Genomic DNA, 18,182 nt, shown 5'->3' with positions numbered 1-18,182 from the left:
AAATCCACCACGCGATTGTCCACCGATAGAGCAAAGCACAAAGGAGGCCATACCGATGAATATCCCTATTCCGGCTGAAACGCCTGATCCCAATATAGATAAGCCCACATTACCGCCGACCGAACCCGACCCGGTTCCCGAGCAGGAACCGCCAGGCACACAGCCACCACCGGTGGAGGAACCACCGACGACCATGCCGCCGGTGATTGTCTGAAGAGACCGATCACAGGAAGTAAAAAGCGGAAGCTTCAGGCTTCCGCGTTTACTTGAATCTATAAGCTGCAACTTCATTCACAAAAAATTATAAAGAACTGTCAAAACCGACAGTATCAGCCGAGACGAACGCCGCCCATGATCAAAGTGCGCGACGCGCGAACAACAGAACAATAAAACCTCTCGGAGATACCTCATGAAAAGAACAGCCGCCTACCTGCTGCTTTCCCTTTGCACCTTGACCGCCTGCACCACCGAACCCTCCGGCCCGTTCGATACGGAAATCGCAAGCAAATTAAACAACCGCTACCAGGACACCGCTGCTCAGTGTGCCGATGGCCTGGCCCTGTATCACTGCAATGGGGTGCTTATTCGCGTCACTGACAGCCTCATAGCATCGCCCGGCGAGCTTGAGCGCAATGCCGCCGCATTCTCTTACCTGCGAGCCGACCTGGGTATCAGGAAGCTGTTTGCACGGGACGCTGGCGTAATAATGTCGGCATTGCCCTCCACCGCAGCGGGCCCAATCAGCGTGCGCTGCTCTTTTCCCACCAATGGTGCGACAGGTGACCGCCCGGATGGATGCGGCGAAACTTCCAGGGAGCTGCCAGGCTACCAGCGTGAATGGAGCCGGCACTGCGATGAGCAAGGCGTGGTGGATGGCCCCACCTGGCTGGCCCACTTCAACAAAGTCAAACCGGCTTATTTTTTTATGTGTGCGTTTCGTGGATCGGCGCAGCAGTTTTCTCTAAGCATCACTGTCAGAAAACTGATGCCGGCAAACTATATTGAAGATTGGAATGAAGTCGTCACCTCAGCCTGGACAGTGTCCGAGATTGATAAAGTCCCCTTCCAGGCTTTCTTCTATAACGCTGCCAACTTGCCAGGAAGAGATGCGGCCAAGAAACTTCAGCGCGAGTATTACGGCTATACGCAGCGCCTGCTTCCGGTGGTTCGTGTTGACTTGCTCGCTCAAGACCAACGCATATTCGCGTATCACAAAGAAGATCAAATCACCATTCCGGTACAGTGATCAGTCCAGCAGGAGCGTGAAGTTGCACACGCCTCGATATCACGCTGTCAGCCCATTCACGCGCGACCTGATGAAACATACGGCGACTAATTCTTTTCCAATAGCCTGACGATTCTTGGCATCACACTGAACACCGCCAAGGCCAACAACGTGCTGAGTACCGCCGTGGATTCCCGCCCCATTCCCGCCGCCACCCCAATGGCGGCGGTCATCCACAAGCCGGCGGCGGTGGTCAGCCCTTTGACGTGCTGACCCTCCTCGTCTTCCTTGCCCTTTAGGATGGTGCCGGCGCCAAGAAAGCCGATGCCCGCGATCACGCCCTGCAGCACACGGCTCATGGCGTCTGCCTGGGAGCCGGACATGCTCGGCACCAACACGAACAGCGCGGCGCCCAGGGCCACGAGCATGTGGGTGCGTACCCCGGCGGCCTTGCCTTTCTGTTCGCGCTCGTAACCCAGGATCCCGCCCAATATCGCCGCAATCAGCAGCCGAACGGTGATTTGCGTGAGTTGCCGGGCATCGCCGATATCGGCAAATTCCGCTTGCAGGGTTACCCAGACTTCATGCCACCAGGCGTCCATGGACGTTTCCTTGTTGGGGGTCGATAGAACATGGACAGCATCGACCGTCAGTCAGTTGCGCAGAACCATTGCCTGCGCATCCCACCCTAATCAGTAATAGCCCACAAAAAGGAGATCGATATGCCCGTACGTATCGAAGGTCAGCAATGTTTCTTCACCGTCGATGTGGACGGCCACGAGAAACAACTGGAAGCCACCCATGTCACGGTCGAAACCGACAGCGAAAAATCCATGTCGTTCGTGAAGCTGAACGGTGACCGCACCTATATCACCGAAGCCGAAGCCGACGCATTGACCGTAGCGGGTGCCAAAGACGGCCGTAAGCACTTGAAAGCTACCGACGGTGATTCGGTGATTTGATTGACCTGGATCAGCCCCGCCTCAAAAGCGCTGCACCCCGCGCACCACCGGGTGCAGCACATTGTCGCAGGCATGCACGGGCGGCCCATCTGATCCGCTTTTTATCGCCATACCTGAGTCTGTTATGCAAACAGAGCGCCGGTCATAGTTCATCTGCCTGATGGAGGCTGATGAGCGAAAGACCATGAGCGATAGAATCCCCGTCCGAACCGTAGAAGTGTTTGAGCCTGCACATCCAAAGAAGATGAAGGCCAAATCCAGCGACAACCTGATTCACACCCGCAGTTTTACCGGCCTGTTCCGTACCTTGCGCGTGGCAGGCGCAGGCTTTCTGTTCCTGGCATTTTTCGGCACCGTGTGGCTGAACTGGGGCGGACGGCAGGCGGTGTTATGGGACCTGGCTGAAAGCAAATTCCACATCTTCGGTGCCACGTTCTGGCCCCAGGATTTCATCCTGCTGTCGGCGCTGTTGATCATCTGCGCGTTCGGCCTGTTCGCCATTACCGTATTCGCAGGGCGTGTGTGGTGTGGCTATACCTGCCCGCAAAGCTCGTTTACCTGGTTGTTCATGTGGTGCGAAAAGGTCACTGAAGGCGAGCGAAACCAACGCATCAAGCTGCAAGCTGCGCCCTGGAGCCTGGACAAGCTGGCGCGGCGCTCGGCCAAGCACACGCTGTGGCTGGGGATCAGCGTGCTGACCGGGCTGACATTTGTCGGCTACTTCACGCCGATCCGGCCGCTGGCCGAGGAGCTGCTGACCTGGCAAATGGGCGGCGTAAGCCTGTTCTGGGTGCTGTTCTTTACCGGCGCCACCTACATCAACGCCGGCTGGCTGCGGGAAGCAGTGTGCATGCACATGTGCCCGTATGCACGGTTCCAGAGTGTGATGTTCGACAAGGACACCCTGACCATTTCCTACGACGTAGCCCGCGGCGAGAACCGTGGCCCGCGCAAACGAGACGTGCAACCGGCGGACGTCGGCCTGGGTGATTGCATCGACTGCCAGCTGTGCGTGCAGGTATGCCCCACCGGCATCGACATCCGTGACGGCCTGCAAATGGAATGCATCGGCTGCGCCGCGTGTATTGATGCCTGTGATTCGATCATGGATAAAATGGGCTATGCCCGCGGCCTGGTCAGCTACACCTCTGAGCATCAGTTGCAAGGTGGCAAGACCCATCTGCTCAGGCCACGCCTGATCGGCTACAGTGCCGTGCTGCTGGTGATGATCGGCGCGCTGGTGGTGGCGCTGGTGGAACGCCCGATGGTGTCGCTGGACGTGACCAAGGACCGGGGGATGTTCCGCGAGAACAGTGACGGCTTGATCGAGAACATCTACAGCCTCAAGGTCATCAACAAGACCCAGCAGCGCCAGGATTACCGCCTGGAGCTGATGGACGGCGACGGCTTCCAGCTGCAGGGCAAGACCGAGATCAGCCTGGCACCAGGTGAGATTACCGATGTGCCGGTGTCGGTGGCGATGACCGCAGAGAAGCCGGCCAGCAGTTCGCAGACGATCCGCTTCAAGGTCTCGGATGTGGATGAGCCGTGGATTTACAGCGCGGCGGACAGCCGGTTTGTGGCGCCATTGAATCGCTGAGCCCAAGCTTTCAGCAACACTGGAGATCAAATGTGGGAGCGGGCTTGCTCGCGAAAGCGGTGTGCCAGTCAATGGATACATCAACTGAAAGATTGCTTTCGCGAGCAAGCCCGCTCCCACCGTTTGATCTGTGTTCAATCAGCAAAATCTGTTCAAAGCACTGAGCCCCAATGAAACGCTACGAAAAATTCGCCGACGACATCGCAGAACTGATCCGCTCCGGCGTGCTCGGGCCCGGCCAGCGCGTGCCTTCGGTGCGTTATGCCAGCCAGACATACGGTGTCAGCCCGTCCACGGTGTTCCAGGCGTACTACCTGCTGGAGCGACGCGGGCTGATCCGCGCCCGCCCGCGCTCCGGGTACTTCGTCAACACCCATGCGCCCAGCCCGTTTTCCGAGCCGGTGGTGAGTGCCCATGTGCACGAGTCCACCGAGGTGGACGTCAGCGAATTGGTGTTCTCGGTGCTCGATTCCATCAAGGACCCGCAAACCGTGCCCTTCGGCTCGGCCTTCCCCAGCCCGACGCTGTTCCCGCTGCAACGCCTGGCCCGTTCCCTGGCCAGCGCCAGCCGGGAAATGGACCCGCGCATGGTGGTCACCGACATGTCGCCGGGCAACCCGCAACTGCGCCGGCAAATTGCCTTGCGCTACATGGTGGGCGGGCTGATGCTGCCCATGGAAGAACTGTTGATCACCAACGGCGCCCTTGAAGCACTGAACCTGTGCCTGCAAGCCGTGACCGAGCCGGGCGACCTGGTGGCCATCGAAGCACCGGCGTTCTACGCCAGCCTGCAAATCCTCGAGCGCCTGAAACTCAAGGCGGTGGAAATCCCCGTACACCCGCGCGATGGCATCGACCTCAAGGTGCTGGCGCAAAGCCTGGAGCGTTACCCGATCAAGGCCTGCTGGTGCATGACCAGTTTCCAGAACCCGATGGGCGCAACCATGCCCGAGGCCCGGAAACAGGAACTGGTGGAGTTACTGCGCAGCCACCAGGTGCCGCTGATCGAAGACGACGTGTACGCCGAGTTGTACTACGGTCAACAGGCGCCCAAACCGGCGAAGGCGTTCGACACCGAAGGCCTGGTGATGCATTGCGGCTCGTTCGCCAAGAGCCTGGCTCCGGGCTACCGCATCGGCTGGGTCGCCGCCGGACGTTATGCGCAGAAGATCGAGCGGCTGAAATTGATGACGTCGCTGTGTGCCTCGATGCCCGCCCAGGCGGCGATTGCCGATTACCTGCAACACGGCGGGTACGACCGGCACCTGCGTAAATTGCGTTACGCGCTGGAAGAACAGCAAAGCGCCATGCTCGCCGCCATCGCGCGCTATTTCCCGGCGCAGACACGGGTCAGCCAGCCTGCCGGCGGGTACTTCCTGTGGCTGGAATTGCCGGAACAAACCGACTCGTTGAAGTTGTTCCAGATGGCGCTGGCCCAGGGCATCAGCATCGCACCGGGACCGATCTTCTCGCCGACACAGCGCTTCAGGAACTGCATTCGCTTGAACTACGGCAGCCCGTGGGATGAGTCGTGTGAGAAGGCGATGGAGACGCTGGGGAAGATTGTGCGTTCGTTTTAACCTACGGATGGGAACCGTAGCCGGGCTAAGAACCACACAGGAGTGCGCTATTTCTTACGATAGAAAGAACGCATTCACTTGGTTCACATCAGAGATGCCTTATGACTATTTCTTCAGCTGCCGGCCTGCGACCCCTTCCCGTTCCTCCCCACTATATGCGTGCCGCAGAACAGCAACAGGTGCGCGAAATGACAGGCGCTACCGGGCGCCCCGCGGGAGATCATCGATCGAGTGACCAGATTACCGAACAAAGCCCTGTGCTGAAGAACTTCCTGGATAACCGCGACCACTACGAAGTGAGCGATGACCTGAAGCGCCAGGTGGGTGACTGGAGCGCGGCCAACCAAGACCCGGACTCTCGCGCCGACGCCACCTACAACCTGGATAAGGTACTGCGATTTATCGACAACGTGGACGATCTCAAATTAAGCGCCAGCCATAGCCGCAACGGTGTCCTGGACGGTTTTTCGAATCACGGCTACGCCATTCATCCAGACTCGGAGGCCAGCCTGCTCAAGGCGTTTTCCCTCAGGGGCTATGAAGCGCTGCGCGGCGCCTGATACCTGGGCTGTGGCGAGCGGCGTGCCCCTCGCCACAGGCGGTACAAAACTACCGACCGCCCGCCAGGTCAAGAAAGGTTCCCGTCGCATAGGACGCCTTGTCCGAGAGCAGCCAGATAATCCCTTCCGCGACTTCCTCTGCACGCCCGCCACGGGCCATGGGGATGCCCGGTTCAAGCTTGCTGACCCGATCCGGGTCGCCGCTCAGGGCGTGGAAGTCGGTGAAAATAAACCCGGGACGCACGCCATTGACCCGGATCCCCTCGCCCGCCACTTCCTTGGAGAGCCCGAGAGTGAAGGTATCCAGCGCGCCCTTGGACGCGGCGTAATCCACATACTCCCCCGGCGAGCCCAACCGCGCGGCGGCCGATGAAACGTTGACGATGCTGCCGCCCTGCCCGCCATGCTTGGGCGACATGCGCAGCAGCGCATGCTTGGCACACAGGATCGGCCCCAACACATTGGTCCTGAGGGTCTTCAGAATGCGGAACTCGGACATCTCATCGACCCGCGACTTGTGCCCGACGGTACCTGCGTTGTTGACCAGTGCCGTCACCCGGCCCAGTTCGGTATCGACCCGGTGGAACAGGCCAATCACTTCGTCTTCGATGCTGACATCAGCCCGCACGGCAATCGCTTGGGCGCCGAGGGCACGCACTTGCTCAAGTACGCGGTGGGCGGCGTCTTCATCGGCCTGGTAATTGATACAGATGCGATAGCCCTGGGCGGCGGCCAGCAGCGCCGTGGCGGCGCCGATCCCACGACTGCCACCGGTGATGACGACGACTTTGTCCATGTGTAAGGTCTCCTGGTTCAACGTGAGCTGATGGATCCAATACTACCTGCGCCCTGCAGGTTTTGCATGGGCTCACATCACCGAATGCACACTCACCACCTGCTCGGCGCGCTGGATGTCGGCCATGAAACCCTCGGCCGGCAACGGATGCCCCAGCAAATACCCCTGAAGCGAATCGCAGCCCAGCCGGGTGAGGAAGCTCTGCTGTGAGTCGGTCTCTACACCCTCGGCCACAATGCGCAGGCCCAGGGCCTGACCGAGGGCGACGATGGCCGAGACGATAGCGGCGTCGTCGCTGTCGTGCTCCAGGTCACGCACAAATCCCCGGTCGATCTTCAGCTCATTGGCCGGCAGGCGCTTGAGGTACATCAGGCTCGAATAGCCGGTACCGAAGTCGTCGATGGACAGGTCGACGCCCATGTCCGAAAGCTTCTGCAACACCGTCATGCTCGCGTCGGCATCGCTCATGGCGGTGGTTTCGGTGATTTCCAGGGTCAGGCTGTTGGCTGGCAAGCGGTGGCGTTCCAGGGCAGCGGCGACACTCTTGACCAGCCCGGCGTGGCAGAACTGCAACGCCGACAGGTTCACGGCAATGCGCCAGTCGTGATAGCCCTGGGCATACCACACCTGCATCTGGCGGCAGGCTTCGTTGAGTACCCATTCGCCGATGGGGATGATCAGCCCGGTCTTTTCCGCCAGCTCGATAAACTTGTCCGGCAACAACAGGCCTTGTTGCGGGTGCTCCCAGCGCAGCAGCGCCTCGGCACCGACCGGGCGGCCGCTGATGGCGTCGAACTTGGGCTGGTAATAAAGCCGGAACTGCTCGTGCTCCACGGCATTGCGCAAGTCCTGCAGCAGTTGCAGTTGCTTGCGCGCATTGGTGTTCATCGACACGTCGAAAAAGCTGTAGCCGTTCTTGCCCATGCCCTTGGCGTGATACATCGCCGCGTCGGCGTTCATCAGCAGTTCCTGGGGCGTGGCGCCGTTGCCGGGGAACAGTGCGATGCCGATGCTGGCGGAGATTTTCAGCTCATGCTCGGCGACGTGGAAGGCCTGGTTGATCATGCCCACCTGGCGCTCGGCCAAGCGCAACGCATCGTCGGGCTGGCCCAATTGCACCAGCAATACAAACTCGTCACCGCCGATGCGGGCCAGGGTGTCCTGGCTGCGCAAGTCTTCGCGCAGGCGCAGGCCGACTTGCTGCAACAGCTGGTCGCCCATATGGTGACCAAAAGCGTCATTCACCGGCTTGAAGCCGTCCAGGTCGATAAACATCAGCGCGAAGCAGCCGCCCTCTTCGTTCACCCGCTGTATCGCCTGCTGGATCCGGTCGGCGAGCAGGGTGCGATTGGGCAAGCCGGTGAGCATGTCGTGCAGGGCCAGGTGGGTGAGTTCCTGGTTGGCCTGGGTCAGGGAGTCGGCCAACACCGCGGTGCGGGCTTCCAGGCGGGCATCGGCCAGGGAGGTCAGCAGCGCGATGATCAACACTGCCAGGGTGGTAACCAGCACCAGGTTATCCAGGCCCTTGCCACTCAAGCCGTCCAGGGCCGCGCCGCAGAAGCTGCCATCGGCGAAACGCGCGGCGGCCATGCCGGTGTAGTGCATGCCGACAATCGCCACGCCCATCACCATCGCCGCCCCGCCTCGGGCCAACCGCACATACGGCGTGTTGCGCCGCAGGTTGAAGGCAATCCACAACGCCGCCGCCGACGCACCCACGGCAATCAGCAACGAGGCGGTGAACAGCGTGGGGTCGTAGTCGATGCCGGGGGTCATGCGCATGGCGGCCATGCCAGTGTAGTGCATGGCGCTGATGCCGGCGCCCATGATCAATGCGCCAAATGCCAGTTGCCACGCCGGCAAACGCGGCTGGCTCACCAGCCACAAGGCAAAACCGCTGGACAGGATCGCGATCAACAACGACAGCGCCGTGATGCCGACGTCATAGCCGAGGCTGATGGGCAGGCGGAAGGCGAGCATGCCGATAAAGTGCATCGACCAGATCCCCACGCCCATCGCCAGCGCGCCGCCGCCCATCCACAGGTACACCGCGCGGCCCCTGGCAGTGGCGATGCGGCCGGTCAGGTCCAACGCCGTATAGGATGCGAGGATCGCGACGAACAGGGAAATCAGGACCAGCGCGGGGGAATAACTACCGGTGAGCATGGGACTTCTCGTGACCTATGGGCCGAACGGCATCCGTGCCGGGCTGAAAAGTCAGGGATTGTAGCGAGAATAAATCTTGTACACCTGAAATATTGTCGTATAGCCATCATTCAAAATTTGACGCCAATCCGCTGGCTCAAAAACACCGCAGAACCCTTGTGGGAGCGGGCTTGCTCGCGAAAGCGGCGGGTCAGTTCATACACAGTTGACTGCCCCACCGTTTTCGCGAGCAAGCCCGCGCCCACACAAGCCCGTACACCAGCCAGAGCGGTGTTTACTTCTTGTCGCTCAGCTGAATTTGGCCATCCCAGCCACCGCCCAGTGCAGCGATCAGTTGCACACTGGCAACCAGCCGGGTTTGCAGCAGGGTCAGCACCGTACGCTCGTTGCTCAGGGCGGTGGCTTGCACGGTGACCACATCGAGATAGGCGATCAACCCGGCCTTGTACTGGTTCTGGGTCAGGCGCAGGGATTCCCGGGCCGCTTCGAGGGCCTCGTTACTCACGACCGCCTCGTCTTCCAGGACCTTGAGCTGGACCATGTAGTTTTCCACCTCACGGAACCCATCGAGTACGGTCTGGCGGTACTTGGCCACGGTTTCATCGTAGGACGCCTCGGCGCGGTCAACTTCGGCAGAACGCTGGCCCCCGTCGAACAGGGTCATGGCGAGTTTCGGCCCCACCGACCAGAAGCGGTTCGGCAGGCTGATCCAGTCGGCGTAGGTGCTGCTGGAGTAGCCGCCGGCCAGGCTCAGGGTCAGGTCCGGGTAGTAGGCGGTCTTGGCCACGCCGATGTTGGCGTTGGCCGCGATCACCGAGCGCTCCGCCTGAGCGATATCCGGGCGGCGCTCCAGCAGTTGCGACGGCAAGCTCACCGGAATCTGCGGCAGCGCCGGAATGTCCTTGCTCACCGCCAAGTTGAAGTTGGCCGGCGGCACACCGATCAGCACGGCAATTGCGTTTTCCAGCTGCGCCCGCTGCCAGATCAGGTCGATCATGCTGGCCTGGGTGCTTTTCAGCTGGGTCTGGGCCTGGGCGATGGCGTCCTTGCCCGAGACACCGGCGCGGTATTGGTTCTGGGTCATCTGCAGGGAGCGCTGGTAGGTGTCCACCGTGGCTTGCAGCAAACGGGTCTGTTCGTCCATGACCCGCAGTTGCAGGTAATCCTGCACCAGTTCCGATTGCTGGCTCAGGCGCATCGCCGCAAGATCCGCCGCGCTGGCTTCGGCGCTGGCTTCATTGGCTTCCAGGCCCCGGCGCAGTTTGCCCCAGATATCGGCTTCCCAGCTCACGCCCAACTGGGTGTTGAGGGTGTCGCGAATACCGCTGCTGGAGCTGCTGAGGCTGGCGTTACTGCTGCCGGTACCCTGGCTGGCCCGGCTTTTCGAGGCACTCAGGTCAACCGTGGGGAAGAACGCCCCACGGGCACTGCGCACCTGCGAGGCGGCCTGGCGATAACGCGCCTCGGCCTGGGCCACCGTCTGGTTGGAGCTGTTGAGTTTTTCTACCAGCTCATTGAGTTGTTTGTCGCCGTACAGCTCCCACCAGGCGCCCCGGGCCAGCGAGTCGCTGGGCGCGGCCTGGCGCCAGCCCTGGGCCTCTTTGTACTGGGCAGGCTCGGTCAATTCGGGGCGTTTGTAGTCCGGGCCGACGGCGCAGGCGCTGAGCATCACGCCGCACAGGGCCAGGCTCAGCAGCTTTGAGCCGCGAGTCATCGCCAGACGTTGCACGGTGGGAAACGTTGAATCGGTCATAGCGCAGTGTCCAGGGCAGCATCGGTACGCACTCCGCGCCAACCGTTGAAACGGTGGCGCAGGCGGTCGAGATAAAGGTAAACCACAGGCGTGGTGTAGAGGGTCAGGATCTGGCTGAACACCAGCCCGCCGATAATCGTCAGGCCCAGGGGCTGGCGCATTTCCGCGCCTTCGGCCGTGCTGAGCAGCAGCGGCACGGCGCCAAGAATCGCCGCCAGCGTGGTCATCAGGATCGGGCGCAGCCGCACCAGGCAGGCGGCGCGGATCGATTCCAGCGGGCTCATGCCGTCCTTGCGTTCCAGTTGCAGCGCAAGGTCGATCATCAGGATCGCGTTTTTCTTCACCACCCCGATCAGCAGGAACAGCCCCAGCAGCGAGATCAGGCTGAACTCGCCCCCCAGCAGGTAAATCGAAAGCAAGGCGCCCACCCCCGCCGACGGCAAGGTCGACAGAATGGTCAGCGGGTGGATATAGCTCTCATACAGAATCCCCAATACCAGGTACACCGCCACCAATGCACCGAGGATCATGAACGGCTGGCCTTTCTGGGTGGCGGCGAAGGCGTCGGCCGTACCGGCCATCTTCGCGATCACCTCTTCCGGCAGGCCGACCTTGGCAATCGCCCGCTCAATGGCGGCCGTGCCCTGCTCCACCGTGACGCCGGGCGACATATCAAAGGCAATGTTTTCCGAGGCGAACTGGCCTTCATGGCTGACCCGGTCGTCCGCCAGGCTGTTCTCATAGTGAGCGATGGCCGACAGCGGCACGCGCGCACCGGTGGACGTGATCACCTGCATCTGATTGAGGGTGATCGGGTCCTGGGCGTACTTCGGATTGACCTCCATCACCACCTGGTACTGGTTGAGGCTGTCGTAGATGGTGGAAATCTGCCGCTGGCTGTAGGCGTTGTTGAGCACGGCAGTGACCATGTCCATGTCAATGCCCAGGCGCTTGGCCTGGTCGCGGTCGACAATCAGCGTCACCTGGGCCGCGCCGCGCCCTTCACGGGCATCGATGGCGGTCAGCTCCGGCAGCTCACGCAACGCGGCAACCACTTTCGGGTACCACAGGCGCAAGGCCGCCAGGTCGCCGCTCTGCAGGATGTAGGAATACTGCGAGGTGGTCTGGTCGCGGCCGCCGCCGAATTGCAGGTCCTGGTCAGCCATCAGCATCAGGCGCCCGCCGGGCACCAGTGGCACATTCTTGCGCATGCGCTCGATCACCGCCTGGGCAGAAATCTTGCGTTCGCTGATGGGCTTGAGCCGCACCAGCATCACCGCGTTGTTGGTGCCGCTGTTGCCGCCGATAAAGCCTGCCACGCTCAACACCGCGGGGTCCTGCAGGACCGCCTTGCGGAAGATTTCCATCTTCGGCTGCATCACACTGAATGACAGCCCGTCGTCGCCACGCACAAAGCCGATCAGTTGCCCGGTGTCCTGCTGGGGCATGAAGGTTTTCGGCACCACCACATACAGCGCGACGTTGACTCCGATGGTCACCAACAGGCTGAGCAGCGTCAGGCGCTTGTGGCGCAGCACCCAGTCCAGGCTGCGGGCGTAGCCGGCCACCATGCGATCGTTGATCTTCTGGCTCCAGCGCTGCAAGCCTGTTTCCTGGCCTTTGACATGGGGCTTGAGCCAGCGGGCGCAGAGCATCGGGGTCAGGGTCAGCGACACCACCAGCGAGACGATGATCGCCGCTGCCAGGGTGATGGAAAACTCGCGGAACAGGCTGGTAACGATACCGCCCATAAACAGGATCGAGAGGAACACCGCCACCAGCGAGACGTTCATCGACAGCAAGGTGAAGCCGACTTCCTGGGCCCCCAGGTAAGCCGCCTTCATCGGCGGCACACCCTCGTCGATGTGCCGGGAAATGTTCTCCAGCACCACGATGGCATCGTCCACCACCAGGCCGGTGGCGAGGATCAGCGCCATCAGCGACAGGTTGTTCAGGGAAAAGCCGAACAGGTACATCACTGCAAACGTACCCACCAGCGACACCGGCACCGCCAGGGTGGGAATCAGCGAGGCGCGGAAGTTGCCGAGGAACAGGTACACCACCAGGATCACCAGGGCCACGGCAATCAGCAGGGTCATCTCGGCTTCGTGCAAGGTGGCGGTGATCACCGGCGAACGGTCCATGGCCAGGTTCAGCTTGACGCTGGACGGCAACACCGCCTGCAAGGCCGGCAGTTGTGCCTTGATCTGCTTCACCGTCTCGATGATGTTGGCGCCGGACTGGCGGTTGATCACCAGCAGCACCGCCGAGTCATTGTTGAAGAAGCCGCTGTTGTAGCGGTCCTCGACGCCGTCGCTGATCTTCGCCACATCCCCCAGGCGCAAGGCCGCGCCATTCTGGTAGCGGATCAGCAGCGGTTCATAGTCCTTGGCCTTTTCCAGCTGGTCGTTGGCCTGGATCTGCCAGTTGCGCTGGCTGTCCTCCAGCGAACCCTTGGGCCGGCGCACGTTGGCATTGGCGATGGTATTGCGCACATCGTCCAGGGCCACGCCGTACTGGTCGAGGGCCTTGGGTTCCAGTTCGATACGCACGGCGGGCAACGAGCTGCCGCCGATCTGCACTTCACCCACGCCCGGCACCTGGGACAGGCTCTGGGACAGGATGGTCGAGGCCAGGTCGTACAGCTGGCCCTTGGGCAACACGTCCGAGGTCAGGGACAGCACCATGATGGGCGCCTGGGACGGGTTGATCTTCTTGTAGGTGGGCATGCTGCGCATGCCACTGGGCAGCAGGTTACGCGAGGCGTTGATCGCCGCCTGCACTTCCCGCGCCGCGCCGTTGATGTCGCGATTGGAGTCGAACGCCAGGATCACCCGGGTCGAACCCTGGCTCGACGAACTGCTCATGGTGGTAATGCCGGCAATCGCGCCGAAGGAACGCTCCAGCGGCGTGGCCACCGTAGACGCCATCACCTCGGGGCTGGCCCCCGGCAAGCTGGCCGACACCACGATCACCGGGAAATCGATCTGCGGCAATGGCGACACCGGCAACAGGTTGAAGCTGACGCCGCCCAGCAGCATGATCGCCAGGCTCAGCAGCATGGTGGCTACCGGCCGGCGAATGAAAGGTCCGGACAGGTTCATGACTCAACCGGCTCCAGGCGCACCGGCTCTTTGCGCCAGCGACGGCCGAGGCGGTCGAAATACAGGTAGATCACCGGGGTGGTAAACAGGGTCAACACCTGGCTCACCAGCAACCCGCCCACCATCACCAAGCCAAGCGGCTGGCGCAACTCGGCGCCGGAGCCGGTGGCGAGCATCAACGGCACGGCACCGAACAGCGCCGCCAGGGTGGTCATCAGGATCGGCCGGAAGCGCAACAGCGCCGCCTGGTAGATCGCGGTTTGCGGGTCCAGACCCTGGTTGCGCTCAGCGTCGAGGGCAAAGTCGATCATCATGATCGCGTTCTTCTTCACGATGCCGATCAGCAGGATGATGCCGATGATCGCGATCATCCCCAGGTCGTTGCCACTGAGCAGCAAGGCCAGCAAGGCGCCCACCGCTGCCGACGGCAGGGTCGAGAGGATGGTGATCGGGTGGATGTAGCTCTCGTAGAGCACCCCGAGCACGATGTACATGGTCACCACCGCCGCCAGGATCAGCAGCAAGGTACTCGACAGCGAAGCCTCGAATGCCTGGGCCGCGCCCTGGAACTGGGTCTGCACGCCCACCGGCATGCCGATGTCTTTCTGGGTCTGGTTGATCAGGTCGACGCCCTTGCCCAGCGCCACGCCGGGGGCCAGGTTGAACGACATCATCACCGCCGGGAACTGACCGATATGCGCGATTGCCAACTGGGCCTGGCGCTGTTCCACATGGGCCAGGCTCGACAGCCGCACCTGGCCACCGTCGGTGGTTTTCACATGGATCTGGTTCAGGGCGTCCGGGCCGAGGGTTTCACCGGACTGGGCCTGCAATACCACGCGGTACTGGCTGGCCTGGGTGTAGATGGTGGATATCTGCCGCTGGCCGAACGCGTCGTACAGCGCGTCGGTGATGGTCGACACCGACACACCAAGGCGCGATGCGGCGTCACGGTCGATCACCAGGTACACCTGCAAGCCCTTGTCCTGCAGGTCGCTGGCGACGTCGGAGAGTTCCGGCAACTGGCTGAGGGCGTGTACCAGCTTTTCACTCCACAAGGCCAGCAGCTCGGCGTCCGGCGAGGACATGCTGAACTGGTACTGGGTACGGCTGACGCGGTCTTCGATGGTCAGGTCCTGCACCGGCTGCATGAACAGGCGAATCCCCACCAGCTTGTCCAGTTGCGGCTGCAGGCGCGTGATGATCTGCGCCGCGCTCAGGTCCCGTTCGCCGTGGGGCTTGAGGTTGATCAGCAGGCGACCACTGTTGAGGGTGGCGTTATCACCGTCTACCCCGATATAGGACGACAGGCTCTCCACCGCCGGGTCTTCGAGGATGATCTTCGCCAGTTCCTGCTGGCGCTGGCTCATCGCCGCAAAGGAAATCGACTGTGGCGCTTCGGAAATGCCCTGGATCACACCGGTGTCCTGCACCGGGAAGAAGCCCTTGGGCACCACCATGTACAACACCACGGTCAGGCCCAGGGTGGCGATGGCCACCAGCAGGGTCAGCGGCTGATGCCTGAGCACCCACTGCAACTTGCGCCCGTAGGCCTCGATCAGCCAGTCGATCCAGGCGCCGCTGGCCTTGTAGAAACGGCCCTGCTCGTCCTCTTTCGGCTCACGCTTGAGCAACCGCGCGCACATCATCGGCGTCAGGGTCAGGGACACCACCAGGGAAATCAGGATCGCCACCGCCAGGGTGATCGCGAATTCACGGAACAAGCGCCCCACCACGTCCGCCATGAACAGCAGCGGGATCAATACCGCGATCAGCGACAGGGTCAGGGAAATCAGGGTGAAGCCGATCTGCTTGGCGCCCTTGAGCGCCGCATTGAGCGGTGTATCGCCTTCCTCGATGTAGCGGGAAATGTTCTCCAGCATCACGATGGCGTCGTCCACCACAAAACCGGTGGCGATGGTCAGCGCCATCAGCGTCAGGTTGTTGATGGAGAAACCGGCGAGGTACATCACGCCGAAGGTGCCCACCAGGGACAGCGGCACGGCGATGGACGGAATAATGGTCGCGCTGAAGCGGCGCAGGAACAGGAACGTCACCATCACCACCAGGGCAATGGCGATCAGCAATTCGTGCTGTACATCCTTGACCGAGGCCCGGATGGTCTGGGTACGGTCGGTAAGCACCGTCACGTCCAGGCCCGCCGGCAGGTTGTCGGTGATGCTTGGCAACAGCGCCTTGATGCGGTCCACCACCTCGATGACGTTGGCCCCGGGCTGGCGCTGGATGTTCAGCAGGACCGCCTGGTTTTCGTTGGCCCAGGCCGCGAGGCGTTCGTTCTCGGCGCCGTCGACGATCTGCGCCACATCCTTGAGCCGCAACGGCGCGCCGTTGTTGTAGGCGAGGATCAGTTCGGCGTATTCCTTGGGCGAGACCAACTGGTCGTTGGCGTCGAGCATCGACACCCGCGTGGGGCCGTCAAAGTTACCCTTGGGCTGGTTGACGTTGGAGGCGGCGATCAGGGTGCGCACATCCGACAGGTTCAGGCCGTTGGCCGCCAGGGCCTCGGGGTTGACCTTGATCCGCACCGCCTGGCGCTGGCCGCCGGCGATGCTGACCATGCCGACGCCGCTGATCTGCGCGATCTTCTGCGCCATGCGCGTGTCGACCAGGTCATTGAGCTTGGGCAGCAACATGGTCTTGGAGGTGATGGCCAGGGTCAGCACCGGGGTATCCGCCGGGTTGACCTTGTTGTACACCGGCGGCGCCGGCAGGTCCTTGGGCAGCAGGTTGGTGGCGGCGTTGATAGCGGCCTGCACCTGTTGCTCGGCGACATCCATGTTGATGTCGAGGTTGAAACGCAGGGTCAGCACCGAGGCGCCGCCGGAGCTGGTGGACGCCATCTGGGTCAGGCCGGGCATCTGCCCGAACTGACGCTCAAGGGGCGCCGTGACCGCGCTGGTCATTACGTCCGGACTGGCGCCGGGGTACAGGGTCATCACCCGGATGGTCGGGTAATCCACCTGGGGCAAGGCCGAGACCGGCAGCAGGCGATAAGCGATCACGCCAGCCAGGACAATGGCCAGCATGCTCAGGGTAGTGGCTACCGGGCGAAGGATGAACAGCCGCGAGAGGTTCATGCGCCGCCCTTTTGCGCCTTGGCGGCATCAGCCGGGCCTTGTTGCGTCTTGGCTGCCGGTTGACCCTGGAGGTGTTCGGTCGGCGTGGTCGGCACTTCAGTGCTGTCGTTGACCACTTCAATGTCACTGCCGTCCTTCAGGCGGTCGGTGCCTTCCAGCACCACGCGGTCGCCGGCGGCCAGGCCTTGCTTGACCACGGTGTTGTCGCCGTCGGAATCACCGATCACCAGCGGACGCACCTTGACCTTCTTGTCGCCATCGAGCACGTAGACGAAGGTGCCAGTATTGCCGAACTGAATCGCCGCCGACGGCGCCAGCACCACGTTGTGCAGGGTGTCGGCCAGCAAGTGCACGTTCACGAACTGGTTGGGGAACAGCGCCTGGTCCTTGTTATCGAACCGCGCCTTGAATTTCAGGGTGCCGGTGGTGACGTCGATCTGGTTATCGAGGCTCTGCAGCACGCCCGTGGCTTTCACTGCGACATCGCCACGGTCCCAGGCTTCCACCGGCAGCTTGTTGCCGGCGTGATAACGCGCCAGCACGGTTTCCAGAGTGTTTTCCGGCAACGTGAAGACCACGCTGATGGGTTGGGTCTGGGTGATCACCGCCAGGAAGGTGGTGTCGTTGGCGGCGACGAGGTTGCCCACGTCCACCTGGCGCAGGCCGACACGCCCGGTAATCGGTGCGCGGATCTTGGTGAATTCGAGGTTGAGCTTGGCGTCATCCACCGCGCCCTGGTTGGTCTTGACCGTGCCCTGGTACTGCAACACCAGCGCTTCGGCGGTGTCCAGGGTCTGCTTGGCGATACTGTCCTGGGCATACAGGTCGCGATAACGCTGCACGTCGACCTGGGCGTTTTTCAGCTGGGCCTGGTTCTGCAGCAACGTGCCCTGGGCCTGGAGCAAGGCATTCTGGTAACTGCGCGGGTCGATTTCCGCCAGCAGGTCACCGGCCTTGACCATCTGCCCCTCTTCAAAGGCGATCTTGACCAGCTCTCCGCCAACCCGGCTGCGCACATTGATGGTGTTGAGTGCCGTCACCGTACCCAGCGCCTTGTAGTACACCGGGAATTCGCCCAGCACCGCCGGCGCCACACGCACCGGCACCGGGCCGGTAGAACCCCCAAAGCCCGGGCGCATCATCCCCGACTTGCCGGCATGCCCGGCGGGCTTCTTCTCGGCGCTGTCCTTGTGGCTGGTGCCAGGCCAGAACTTCCAGCACAGGCCGGCAATGACCAGCAGCACAAGGAGGCCGAACAGCCAGCGGCGGGAGTGACGAGGGGTGGATTGCATGGAGTGATCAACCATTGGGTGCGAGAGCTTCTTCTTCGGGAGGCTG

Annotated in this window: 13 protein-coding genes; 6 read left to right on the top strand and 7 right to left on the bottom strand. The window is 62.1% G+C overall.

What is annotated here, in order from left to right; all coding sequences use genetic code 11:
* Nucleotides 1–55: 55 nt before the first annotated feature.
* Complete coding sequence (locus V6607_RS15015) at nucleotides 56–214, top strand: hypothetical protein (protein WP_166742161.1); 159 nt, start codon at nucleotides 56–58, stop codon at nucleotides 212–214.
* A 195-nt stretch (nucleotides 215–409) separates the two neighbouring features.
* Nucleotides 410–1,246, top strand: coding sequence for a hypothetical protein (locus V6607_RS15010; protein WP_134326425.1), 837 nt, complete (start codon nucleotides 410–412; stop codon nucleotides 1,244–1,246).
* A gap of 86 nt (nucleotides 1,247–1,332) precedes the next feature.
* Here V6607_RS15010 and V6607_RS15005 read toward each other — a convergent pair whose 3' ends face one another.
* On the bottom strand, nucleotides 1,333–1,827 hold the full coding sequence (locus V6607_RS15005; protein WP_087692384.1) for an MgtC/SapB family protein: 495 nt from the start codon (nucleotides 1,825–1,827) through the stop codon (nucleotides 1,333–1,335).
* A 120-nt stretch (nucleotides 1,828–1,947) separates the two neighbouring features.
* Between V6607_RS15005 and V6607_RS15000 the strand changes: the two genes are divergently transcribed.
* The 4 genes from V6607_RS15000 to V6607_RS14985 all read left to right on the top strand — a co-directional run bounded on the left by V6607_RS15000 (nucleotide 1,948) and on the right by V6607_RS14985 (nucleotide 5,927).
* On the top strand, nucleotides 1,948–2,187 hold the full coding sequence (locus V6607_RS15000) for a DUF3203 family protein (RefSeq protein ID WP_003207514.1): 240 nt from the start codon (nucleotides 1,948–1,950) through the stop codon (nucleotides 2,185–2,187).
* 184 nt (nucleotides 2,188–2,371) lie between these two features.
* Nucleotides 2,372–3,787: a cytochrome c oxidase accessory protein CcoG gene (gene ccoG, locus V6607_RS14995; RefSeq protein ID WP_023658783.1), complete on the top strand. Its 1,416-nt coding sequence runs from the start codon at nucleotides 2,372–2,374 to the stop codon at nucleotides 3,785–3,787.
* Between the two features lie 170 nt (nucleotides 3,788–3,957).
* Nucleotides 3,958–5,367 (top strand): GntR family transcriptional regulator MpaR, encoded by a 1,410-nt coding sequence (gene mapR, locus V6607_RS14990; protein ID WP_003207510.1) that lies wholly within the window; start codon nucleotides 3,958–3,960, stop codon nucleotides 5,365–5,367.
* 188 nt (nucleotides 5,368–5,555) lie between these two features.
* Nucleotides 5,556–5,927 carry a hypothetical protein gene (locus tag V6607_RS14985; RefSeq protein ID WP_008435173.1) on the top strand — a complete coding sequence of 124 codons (372 nt, stop codon included), beginning with the start codon at nucleotides 5,556–5,558 and terminating at the stop codon, nucleotides 5,925–5,927.
* A 49-nt stretch (nucleotides 5,928–5,976) separates the two neighbouring features.
* Here V6607_RS14985 and V6607_RS14980 read toward each other — a convergent pair whose 3' ends face one another.
* From V6607_RS14980 to V6607_RS14955, 6 genes are all read right to left on the bottom strand, one after another.
* Nucleotides 5,977–6,723, bottom strand: a complete 747-nt coding sequence (locus tag V6607_RS14980; protein ID WP_008435175.1) for an SDR family oxidoreductase — start codon at nucleotides 6,721–6,723, stop codon at nucleotides 5,977–5,979.
* Between the two features lie 72 nt (nucleotides 6,724–6,795).
* Entirely contained in the window at nucleotides 6,796–8,889 is a 2,094-nt protein-coding gene (locus V6607_RS14975; protein ID WP_003207505.1) for an EAL domain-containing protein, read from the bottom strand.
* Between the two features lie 274 nt (nucleotides 8,890–9,163).
* Nucleotides 9,164–10,642, bottom strand: coding sequence for an efflux transporter outer membrane subunit (locus V6607_RS14970; RefSeq protein WP_338743960.1), 1,479 nt, complete (start codon nucleotides 10,640–10,642; stop codon nucleotides 9,164–9,166).
* Complete coding sequence (locus tag V6607_RS14965) at nucleotides 10,639–13,746, bottom strand: efflux RND transporter permease subunit (RefSeq protein WP_003207502.1); 3,108 nt, start codon at nucleotides 13,744–13,746, stop codon at nucleotides 10,639–10,641. The genes V6607_RS14970 and V6607_RS14965 overlap by 4 nt, the downstream gene beginning before the upstream one ends.
* Nucleotides 13,743–16,844 (bottom strand): MdtB/MuxB family multidrug efflux RND transporter permease subunit, encoded by a 3,102-nt coding sequence (locus V6607_RS14960; RefSeq protein WP_087692387.1) that lies wholly within the window; start codon nucleotides 16,842–16,844, stop codon nucleotides 13,743–13,745. Before V6607_RS14960 ends, V6607_RS14965 begins: the two co-directional genes overlap by 4 nt.
* Nucleotides 16,841–18,151, bottom strand: coding sequence for an MdtA/MuxA family multidrug efflux RND transporter periplasmic adaptor subunit (locus tag V6607_RS14955; protein ID WP_003207498.1), 1,311 nt, complete (start codon nucleotides 18,149–18,151; stop codon nucleotides 16,841–16,843). Before V6607_RS14955 ends, V6607_RS14960 begins: the two co-directional genes overlap by 4 nt.
* Nucleotides 18,152–18,182 lie beyond the last annotated feature (31 nt).

Origin of the sequence: Pseudomonas sp. KK18 (assembly GCF_037094675.1) — a bacterium.
Classification (GTDB): domain Bacteria; phylum Pseudomonadota; class Gammaproteobacteria; order Pseudomonadales; family Pseudomonadaceae; genus Aquipseudomonas.
This window is presented reverse-complemented; position numbering and strand designations above follow the sequence as displayed.